Here is a 9,062-nt window from a genome sequence, read left to right as displayed (position 1 = left end):
TGAAGGCCCGCTCACCGCGAGCGGAGCGAGCCAAACCAACACCGTGAGCGGGCCGCCGGCGTCTGGACTGACGAGCACGGAAGTCCCTGCGCGAGCGAAGCGAGCCCAGGGACTTCCGCGCGCAGGAGGGAAGACGCCGGGAGAAGGCCCACTCACCAGCGAGCGGAGCGAGCCAATTAGACACAGCCTGTGGACAACTTCCGAGGGCTGTCGGGCCGGACCCATAGAATCGCCGCGTGACTCTCCCCGAGACCGACAACAGGCCCGCGCTGGACACGCTTCGCCGCGTGTTCGGCTATGACGCGTTCCGGGGAAACCAGCAGGACATCATCGACCACGTCGTCTCCGGCGGCGACGCGCTCGTCCTGATGCCGACCGGCGGCGGCAAGTCCCTCTGCTACCAGATCCCGGCGCTGGTCCGCCCCGGCGTCGGCGTCGTGGTCTCCCCCCTGATCGCGCTCATGCAGGACCAGGTCGACGCCCTGCGAGCACTCGGCGTCCGCGCGGGGTTCCTCAACTCCACGCAGGACTTCGGCCAGCGCCACGAGGTCGAGGAGGCGTTCCTGTCCGGTCAGCTGGACCTGCTCTACCTCGCCCCGGAACGCCTGAAGGTCGACTCCACCCTGCGCCTCCTGGATCGGGGCAGGATCTCCCTGTTCGCGATCGACGAGGCGCACTGTGTCGCCCAGTGGGGCCACGACTTCCGCCCCGACTACCTCGAGCTCTCACGCCTGCACGAACGCTGGCCCCAGGTCCCCAGGATCGCCCTCACGGCGACGGCCACCGAGGCAACACGCAAGGAGATCGCGCACCGCCTCAACCTCGACGACGCCCGCCACTTCGTCGCGAGCTTCGACCGCCCCAACATCCAGTACCGGATCGTCGCGAAGAACCGTCCCGAGCAGCAGCTGCTCGAACTGCTCACCACGGAGCACAAGGGCGACGCGGGCATCGTGTACTGCCTGTCACGTGCGTCGACCGAACGCACGGCCCAGTTCCTCGTGCAGAACGGGATCGAGGCCCTGCCCTACCACGCGGGCCTCGACGCCCGCACCCGCGCGGCCAACCAGTCACGGTTCCTCCGCGAGGACGGCCTGGTGATGGTGGCGACGATCGCGTTCGGCATGGGCATCGACAAACCCGACGTGCGGTTCGTCGCGCACCTCGACCTGCCCAAGTCCGTGGAGGGCTACTACCAGGAGACGGGCCGTGCCGGACGCGACGGACTCGCGTCCACGGCATGGCTCGCCTACGGCCTGCAGGACGTGGTGCAGCAGCGGAAGATGATCGCCACCTCCGAGGGCGACGACGCGCACCGCCGCCGCCTCGGCACCCACCTCGACGCCATGCTCGCCCTGTGCGAGACGGTCGAGTGCCGACGGGTCCAGCTCCTGAACTACTTCAACGAGCAGGCGAAGCCGTGCGGAAACTGCGACACGTGCCTGACCCAGCCGGAGTCGTGGGACGGCACCATCCCCGCGCAGAAGGTGCTGTCGGCGGTCTACCGCCTCGACAAGGAGCGCCGCCAGAAGTTCGGCGTCGGCCACATCGTCGACATCCTGCTCGGCCGCCCGACCGCGAAGGTCCAGCAGTTCAACCACGAGTCGCTCACGGTGTTCGGCGTCGGCACCGAACTGGCCGAACCCGTGTGGCGCGGCGTGATCCGGCAGATGCTGGCGCAGGGCCTGCTGACGGTGGAGGGCGACCACGGCACGCTGGTCCTGACCGACGCGAGCGCGGACGTGTTGTCCCGCAGACGGGAGGTACGCCTGCGCAAGGAGGCCAAGCAGGCGGCGAAGCCCGCGAGGACCAAGGCACCGCAGCAGGCGCTTCCCGCACAGGCGCAACCGATCTTCGAGCGGCTGCGTGCCTGGCGCGCCGCCACGGCGAAGGAACAGGGCGTGCCGGCCTACGTGATCTTCCACGACGCGACGCTGCGCCAGATCGCCACGGATCTGCCCACGTCACTGGCGGAGCTGGGCAGGATCAGCGGCGTCGGTGAGAACAAGCTGGCCAAGTACGGGGAACCACTCCTGGAGGCGCTGGCCGAGTAGCCACCACACGGACCTGAACAGTCTCTTTACCTGTCCTGCGTACGCTCGCAGCACGGCAGGTGAGAGGGGCGGAAGTGCTCGCGTACATCATCGGCGTGGTGCTCTTCGCGTTGTGCATCGGGGCTTCCCTCGCACTGCACGAGGCGGGGCACCTGCTGTCGGCGAAGGCGTTCGGCATGAAGGTGCGGCGCTACTTCGTCGGGTTCGGACCGCGGATCTGGTCGTTCCACCGCGGCGGGACCGAGTACGGCCTCAAGGCCATCCCGCTCGGCGGGTTCTGCGAGATCGCGGGCATGACCACGCTCGACGAGGTCGACCCGGCCGACGAACCGCGTGCGATGTGGCGTCAGAAGACGTGGAAGCGCACGGCGGTCATGGCGACCGGCCCGCTCACCCACTTCGTGCTCGGCTTCGTCCTCCTGTACGTCATGGCCCTGACCTTCGGCCTGCCGAACGTCGCCGAGAAGCCGGTACTCGCCCAGGTCGCGGGCTGCGTCCACGACGCGAGCACCACCGCACAGCTCACGAACCAGAAGTGCGCGCCCGGCGAGTCGGGCCCCGCGCGGTCCGCCGGTCTGCGTCCCGGCGACGAGGTCCTGTCCGTCGGGGGCGTCAGCACACCGACGTGGACCTCGATGGTCAGCAGGATCCAGGACTCCAGCGGCCCGACGGCGTTCGTCGTCATGCGCGGCGACGAGACCCTGCGCCTCACCGTCGACGTCCCGAAGGTCGACCGGCCGGTGACCGGCGCCGACGGCAGGACCGAGGTGGCGCAGGTCGGCGTCGCGGGCGTCACCGCGACCACGTCGTTCGACCACGACGGCTGGTCGGCGGTCGGCGGCACGGCGAGCTTCGCGGGCACGTTGTTCAGCCAGACCTTCGACAAGCTCCTCGAGTTCCCCCAACGTATCCCGGCCGTGGTGCACGCGATCTTCGGCGGCGAACGCGACCCGGAGACACCGGTCAGCGTGGTCGGCGCGAGCCGGATCGGCGGCGAGGCGGTCGAAGCGGGCCTGTGGCAGCTGTTCCTGCTGCTGCTCGCCGGGCTGAACTTCTTCATGGGCGTGTTCAACCTGCTGCCGCTGCTGCCGCTCGACGGCGGGCACATCGCGATCGTCTGGTACGAGCACGTCCGCAACTGGCTGCGTGACCGCAGGGGCCAGACGGCGGCGGCCCCCGTGGACTACACGAAGCTGTCCGGCGTCACGATGGTCCTCGTGCTGATCGGCGGCGCGGTCATGCTGCTCACGATCACCGCGGACATCGTCAACCCGATCCGCATCACGCAGTAGGACGGCCGCGGCGGTTACGCTTCCCCCATGTTGCTGCGCCAGCTGGAGTACCTGAGCGCGCTCGCGCGGGAGGGGCACTTCGGGCGGGCCGCCGAGGCGTGCCACGTCTCCCAGCCCGCGCTGTCGGCCGCCATCCGCAAGCTCGAGGCCGAGCTGGACGTCCAGATCGTCCAGCGGGGCCAGCGTTTCGAGGGCTTCACGCCGGAGGGCAAGCAGGTGCTGCTGTGGGCGCACCGCATCCTCGCCGAGCAGGACGCGCTGCGCCACGAGCTGGCCAGCATGCGTGGCGGCCTGTCCGGCGTGCTGCGCATCGGCGCCATCCCGACCGCGCAGACCATCGCGTCGCTGCTGACCGCGCCGATGTTCGAGGACCACCCGCAGGTGCGGATCTCCATCGAGTCGTTGTCCTCACGGGAGATCGTGCACCGGCTCGCCGAGTTCGACCTCGACATCGGGCTGACCTATGTGGATGGTGAGCCGCTCGGCACCGTCCGCGTCACGCCGCTCTACCGCGAACGCTACCTGCTCCTCACCCCCGCCGACGGCCGGTTCGCGGGCCGTGACTCGGTCGGCTGGGGCGAGCTGGTGGACACGCCGCTGTGCCTGCTGTCGTCGGTCATGCAGAACCGCAGGATCCTCGACCGCAACTTCGCGGAGGCGGGCGTGACCGTCACCGCGTCCGTCGAGACCGACACCGTCTCGGCCATCTACGCGCACGTGGCGACCGGCCGCTGGTCCAGCGTCATCGCGCACGCCTGGTTGTACCTGTTCGGCGTGCCGGAAGGCCTGAAGGTCGTACCACTCAACCGGCCCCGTCTCGCCCACCAGGTCGGGCTGGTCCTCGCCGACCGGGACCCGGAACCCATGCTGGCCAGGGCGATGCTCGACGCGACGAGGCGCGTCGATATGCAGGCCGAGCTGGACCAGCTGCTGAAGAAGTATCTCTAATAGGTGTCGGTTATTGCCCGATCAACCAGAATGGTTTGACGTTCAATCACCGGCTCAGTACCGTCCGCATCGATCATGCCGGGGCAGCACACGGAGGTGCGTCATGGCCATGCTGTCGTTCCTCGACCGCGAACACACGATTGCCAAACCGGGATACAGCAGGTGGCTGATCCCCCCGGCCGCGCTCGCCGTCCACCTCTGCATCGGGCAGGCGTACGCGACCAGCGTCTACAAGACCGCGCTGGTCGCCCACTTCGACACCAGCCTCACCGCGATCGGCATCATCTTCTCGATCGCGATCGTGATGCTGGGCGTCTCGGCCGCGGTGATGGGCACGTGGGTCGAGCGGGTCGGGCCGCGCGCGGCCATGTTCACCGCCGCCTGTTTCTGGGCAACGGGTTTCCTCGTCGGCGCGCTGGGCATCGCGACGTCGCAGCTGTGGCTCGTGTACCTGGGCTACGGCTTCATCGGCGGCATCGGCCTGGGCATCGGCTACATCTCGCCGGTGTCCACGCTGATCAAGTGGTTCCCGGACCGCCCCGGCCTCGCGACCGGCATGGCGATCATGGGCTTCGGTGGCGGCGCACTGGTCGCCTCGCCGCTGTCCCGGCAGCTGATGTCGTTGTACGACAGCGGTTACGACCCGTCGAACGCGAAGTCGGTCCCGGCGGGCAACGCGGTGGCCCTGCTGTTCCTCACGCTCGGCATCGTCTACTTCGTCGTGATGATGTTCGGCGTCTTCAACGTGAAGGTGCCCGCGCCGGGCTGGCAGCCCGCCGGTTTCGACCCGGCGAAGCTGAAGTCGAAGCCGCTCGTCACCACCTCGCACGTCTCGGCGGCCAACGCGATCAAGACGCCGCAGTTCTGGCTGCTGTGGGTGGTCCTGTTCTGCAACGTGACCGCGGGCATCGGCATCCTGGAGCAGGCGGGCCCGATGATCCAGGACTTCTTCCGCGACGGTGACACCTCGTCGGTCGCCGCGACGGCGGCGACCGGGTTCGTCGGTCTGCTGTCCATCTTCAACATGGCGGGCCGCTTCGCGTGGTCGTCCACTTCGGACTTCCTGGGCCGCAAGCCGACCTACGTCATGTACCTCGGCGTCGGCATGGTCCTGTACCTGCTGCTCGCGCTCGCCGGGCACAGCGCGACCGCGGTGTTCGTGCTCATCACCGGTGTCATCATCTCCTTCTACGGCGGCGGTTTCGCGACCGTGCCCGCGTACCTGCGGGACCTGTTCGGCACCTACCAGGTCGGCGCCATCCACGGCAGGCTGCTGACCGCGTGGTCCGCTGCAGGCGTAGCGGGCCCGCTCATCGTCAACGGCTTCCTCGACGCACGGGGGAAACCCGGCGAGCTCGTGTACTCCGACTACCGGCCCGCGCTGTTCACCATGATCGGCGTCCTCGCGGTCGGCTTCGTGGCCAACCTGCTGATCCGGCCGGTGGCCGAGCGGTTCCACGAGGAGGCGCACAGTGACGCGTTCGCCGAAGCGGGCGACGAATCCACCCCGGCGGCCAGGAGGTAACCAGCATGTCCGACCCCGTTGAGCACACCGCCGAGCAGACGGGCGGGCAGACCGCCCGCCTGGTGGTCTCGTGGCTGGTCGTCGGGATCCCGATCGTCTACGCGCTGTACCAGACGATCAAGTCTGTCCTGCCGCTGTTCGGAGGCTGACCAGCGCGGCGACGCCCGCTCGGAGCCCTTCGGTGTCGAGCGGGCCGTCGCTGACGAGTGCCTGTAACAGGTAGCCGTCGAGCATGGCCGCGAGCGCGAACCCGCGTTCCGGGCCGGCGAACCGCGCGCAGATGCCGCGCAGACCGTCGATCCACAGCTGGGCGGCGGGTCGCAGCTCCGGCGTGCGGGCCGCCGCGAGGCACACCTCGTACTCGAGGAGCGCCTGCGCGCGGTCCTCGAGGTAGCGGGTCGCGAGGTCGACGAACGTGGCGGGCAGGTCGCGGCTGACGATCAGCTCCTCGGCCCACGCCTCCAGGCCCGCGCGGGAGTACTCGACCGCCTCACGCAGCGCCGCGGCGACCAGGTCGTCGAGCGTCGGGAAGTAGTAGGTCGTCGAGCCCAGCGGGACGTCGGCGAGTGCCGCGATCCTGCGGTGGGTGACGTTGCCGACGCCGTCCTCGGCGATGGCACGCACCGCGGCGGTGACGATCCTGTGCCGCCGGGCTTCCGGGTCACGTCGCGGGGTCAATGGGCACCTCCGAGGTTGAGAACGACGATGCCACCGATGACCAGCACCACACCGACGACCTTCTGGAAGTTGATCGGCTCGTGCAGGAACACGGCGCCGACGGCGACGATCGCGGCCGTGCCGAGGCCCGCCCACATGGCGTAGGCGACCCCGACCGGCAGCTCGTGTTTGACCGCCCAGGCCAGGGCCGCGAACGCGACCACGTACGAGACGAGGCACACCACCGTCGGCACGAGGCGGGTGAACCCCTCGGTCGCCTTGAGCAGGCTGGTCCCGAGCACCTCGAAGGCGATCGCGGCCAGCAGGAACACATAGGGCATCTGAGCTACTCCCAGTACATGTACATTTGTACATGTACAAATGTACACCACGATAGGGTTAGCGGGGTGCGCACAGGAGACCGAATTGACCGTGTCCGGCTGTCGCTGGCGTTCCTCCCGCTGCCGTCCCCGGTCAGCGACGCGAAGGTGCCGCCCCTCACCGAGGTAGCGTTCCTCTTCGCCGAGCTGGGCACGACGGACGGCCACGCGGGACTCGGGTTCAGCTACGCGAAGCGCGCGGGCGGTCCAGCCCTCTACGCGCACGCCAAGGAGATCGCCCCGTTGCTGCTCGGCGAGGACCCGAGCGACATCGGCCGGGTGTGGGAGAAGCTGGCCGCGGCGGGTGCGTCCGCGGGCCGAGGCGGGCTCGCGACCCAGGCGATCGCGGCCGTCGACGTCGGCCTGTGGGACCTCAAGGCGAAGCGCGCCAACCTGCCCCTCGCGAAGCTGCTCGGCACACACCGCGACGCGGTCTCCTGTTACCACACCTTCGGCGGTCCGCCTGCCGAGATAGTCGAGAGTGCGCTCGAGTCGCTGGCACAGGGCGTCGGCGGAATCAAGGTCGAGCTGGGCCAGCCGGAGGCGGTCGCGTACGTCCGTGAGCGCCTCGGCCAGGCGGTGCCGCTGATGGCGGACGCGAACCAGCAGTGGGACCGGGGCACGGCACTGCGGGTCGGCCGCGCGCTGGAGCCGCTGGGCCTGACGTGGCTGGAGGAGCCGCTGGACGCGCACGACACCCCGGGTCTCGCGGCGCTGGCCGCAGCGCTCGACACACCGGTCGCCACGGGAGACGTGCTGACCAGCGTGGACTCGCTGTGGTCGCTGATGGCGGCGGACGGCGGCGACGTGCTGCAGCCGGACGCGCCGAGGATCGGCGGCATCACGCCGTTCCTGCGGGTCGCGGCGCTGGCCGACCACAAACGGCTCGCCATCGCCCCGAACTTCGCCGCCGAGCTGCACGTGCACCTGGCCGCCGCCTACCCGGGCACCGCGTGGGTCGAGCACGTGACGTGGTTGGAGCCGCTGTTCAACGAGCGCCTCGAGGTCAGGGACGGCACCGTGCTGGTGCCCACGCGGGCCGGGATAGGCCTGACGTTGAGCGAGCGCTCCCGGGTGTGGACCACGGACCGGATCGAGTTCGCCGAGTCCGTCTGACCCCTCATCACCCACCCGGGGCGACCGTCCACACCTTCGTGTCAGCCTCGCTCAGGCGTTCGATTCCGAGTGTATCGTGGTCCGCATGGCAGCACTGCAGACATCACTCCTCGACGACCTGGACGACGTCGGTTTGCGCTCGTTGGCGCCCATCCGCCGCACCGCGCTGACCGCCGGCGCCTGGGTCGACGTACGTCCAGGTTGGCTGACCGGCGCGGGCACGGTCTTCGAGCGCCTGGCGAGCGGGGTGCCATGGCGAGCAGAACGCCGCCAGATGTACGACCGCAGGGTGGATGTCCCGCGGTTGCTGAGCTTCTACGACGAGACGGACCCACTCCCGGACCCGGTGCTGACCCGGGCACGCGCGGAGCTGTCCGCCCACTACGCCGACGAGCTGGGCGAGCCCTTCCGCACGGCGGGCCTGTGTTACTACCGCGACGGCAGGGACAGCGTGGCGTGGCACGGCGACCGGATCGGCCGGGGCAACACCGAGGACACCATGGTGGCGATCGTCTCGGTCGGCGCGCCGAGGGCCCTGTTACTCCGGCCGCGCGGAGGCGGCCAGACCCTCCGCTACGCCCTGGGCCTCGGCGACCTGATCGTCATGGGTGGCTCCTGCCAACGCACGTGGGAGCACGCCGTGCCGAAGACGAGCCGACCCGTCGGTCCTCGCATCAGCATCCAGTTCCGTCCACGCGGCGTCCGCTGACGAACGCCTCCCTGTCGCGACAACACAAAACCGACCAATGGTCCACTGAGGACCAAGTACCGGAAGGAGATCAGGAACGAACCAACCGGGCGATGGCATCGCTCGCCTCACGGACCTTCTCGTCGGCGTCCTTGCCGCCGTCGGCAAGGGCCTGGGCCACGCAGTGCCTGAGGTGCTCGTCCATCAGGCCGAGCGACACGGCCTGCAACGCCTTGGTGGCGGCCGAGATCTGGGTCAGGACGTCGATGCAGTACTCGTCGTTCTCCACCATGCGCTGGAGGCCGCGGATCTGGCCCTCGATGCGGCGAAGACGCTTCAGGTAGCCGTCCTTGTCGCTGGTGTAGCCCCGCATGGCCGCGCCCTTCCGGTGGATGGTGGTGC

Annotated in this window: 10 protein-coding genes; 7 read left to right on the top strand and 3 right to left on the bottom strand. The window is 69.4% G+C overall.

Features of this window, described 5'->3' with window-relative positions:
• The first annotated feature begins 236 nt into the window (after positions 1-236).
• The 5 genes from recQ to CLV71_RS48305 all read left to right on the top strand — a co-directional run bounded on the left by recQ (position 237) and on the right by CLV71_RS48305 (position 5,968).
• Complete coding sequence (gene recQ, locus CLV71_RS47210) at positions 237-2,054, top strand: DNA helicase RecQ (RefSeq protein ID WP_133909527.1); 1,818 nt, start codon at positions 237-239, stop codon at positions 2,052-2,054.
• A 74-nt stretch (positions 2,055-2,128) separates the two neighbouring features.
• Complete coding sequence (locus tag CLV71_RS47205; RefSeq protein WP_133909529.1) at positions 2,129-3,346, top strand: M50 family metallopeptidase; 1,218 nt, start codon at positions 2,129-2,131, stop codon at positions 3,344-3,346.
• Positions 3,347-3,373: 27 nt separating this feature from the next.
• Complete coding sequence (locus CLV71_RS47200) at positions 3,374-4,294, top strand: LysR family transcriptional regulator (protein ID WP_133909526.1); 921 nt, start codon at positions 3,374-3,376, stop codon at positions 4,292-4,294.
• 103 nt (positions 4,295-4,397) lie between these two features.
• Entirely contained in the window at positions 4,398-5,819 is a 1,422-nt protein-coding gene (locus tag CLV71_RS47195; protein ID WP_208298074.1) for an OFA family MFS transporter, read from the top strand.
• A gap of 5 nt (positions 5,820-5,824) precedes the next feature.
• Positions 5,825-5,968, top strand: coding sequence for an MFS transporter small subunit (locus tag CLV71_RS48305; protein ID WP_166664556.1), 144 nt, complete (start codon positions 5,825-5,827; stop codon positions 5,966-5,968).
• Here the strand turns inward: CLV71_RS48305 and CLV71_RS47190 are convergent.
• Positions 5,937-6,497: a TetR/AcrR family transcriptional regulator gene (locus tag CLV71_RS47190; RefSeq protein ID WP_133909525.1), complete on the bottom strand. Its 561-nt coding sequence runs from the start codon at positions 6,495-6,497 to the stop codon at positions 5,937-5,939. The two genes, CLV71_RS48305 and CLV71_RS47190, sit on opposite strands and share 32 nt — an antisense overlap.
• A complete protein-coding gene (locus CLV71_RS47185) occupies positions 6,494-6,817 on the bottom strand; it encodes a DMT family transporter (RefSeq protein WP_133909524.1) in 324 nt (107 codons plus the stop codon). Before CLV71_RS47185 ends, CLV71_RS47190 begins: the two co-directional genes overlap by 4 nt.
• Before the next feature lie 66 nt (positions 6,818-6,883).
• Here CLV71_RS47185 and CLV71_RS47180 point away from each other — a divergent pair, with 66 nt between their 5' ends.
• Together CLV71_RS47180 and CLV71_RS47175 are read left to right on the top strand one after the other, a co-directional pair.
• Entirely contained in the window at positions 6,884-7,972 is a 1,089-nt protein-coding gene (locus CLV71_RS47180; RefSeq protein ID WP_243867562.1) for an L-talarate/galactarate dehydratase, read from the top strand.
• Positions 7,973-8,057: 85 nt separating this feature from the next.
• Positions 8,058-8,681, top strand: coding sequence for an alpha-ketoglutarate-dependent dioxygenase AlkB (locus CLV71_RS47175; protein WP_133909522.1), 624 nt, complete (start codon positions 8,058-8,060; stop codon positions 8,679-8,681).
• Positions 8,682-8,751: 70 nt separating this feature from the next.
• On the opposite strand, the gene CLV71_RS47170 is transcribed toward CLV71_RS47175, so the two are convergent.
• Complete coding sequence (locus CLV71_RS47170; protein ID WP_075123460.1) at positions 8,752-9,033, bottom strand: metal-sensitive transcriptional regulator; 282 nt, start codon at positions 9,031-9,033, stop codon at positions 8,752-8,754.
• Between the last annotated feature and the right edge of the window lie 29 nt (positions 9,034-9,062).

The sequence above is a fragment of the Actinophytocola oryzae genome (genome assembly GCF_004364325.1).
GTDB classification, from domain to species: Bacteria; Actinomycetota; Actinomycetes; order Mycobacteriales; family Pseudonocardiaceae; genus Actinophytocola; species Actinophytocola oryzae.
Note: the sequence above shows the minus strand (reverse complement) of the source record. Positions and strands in the feature narration are given on the sequence as shown.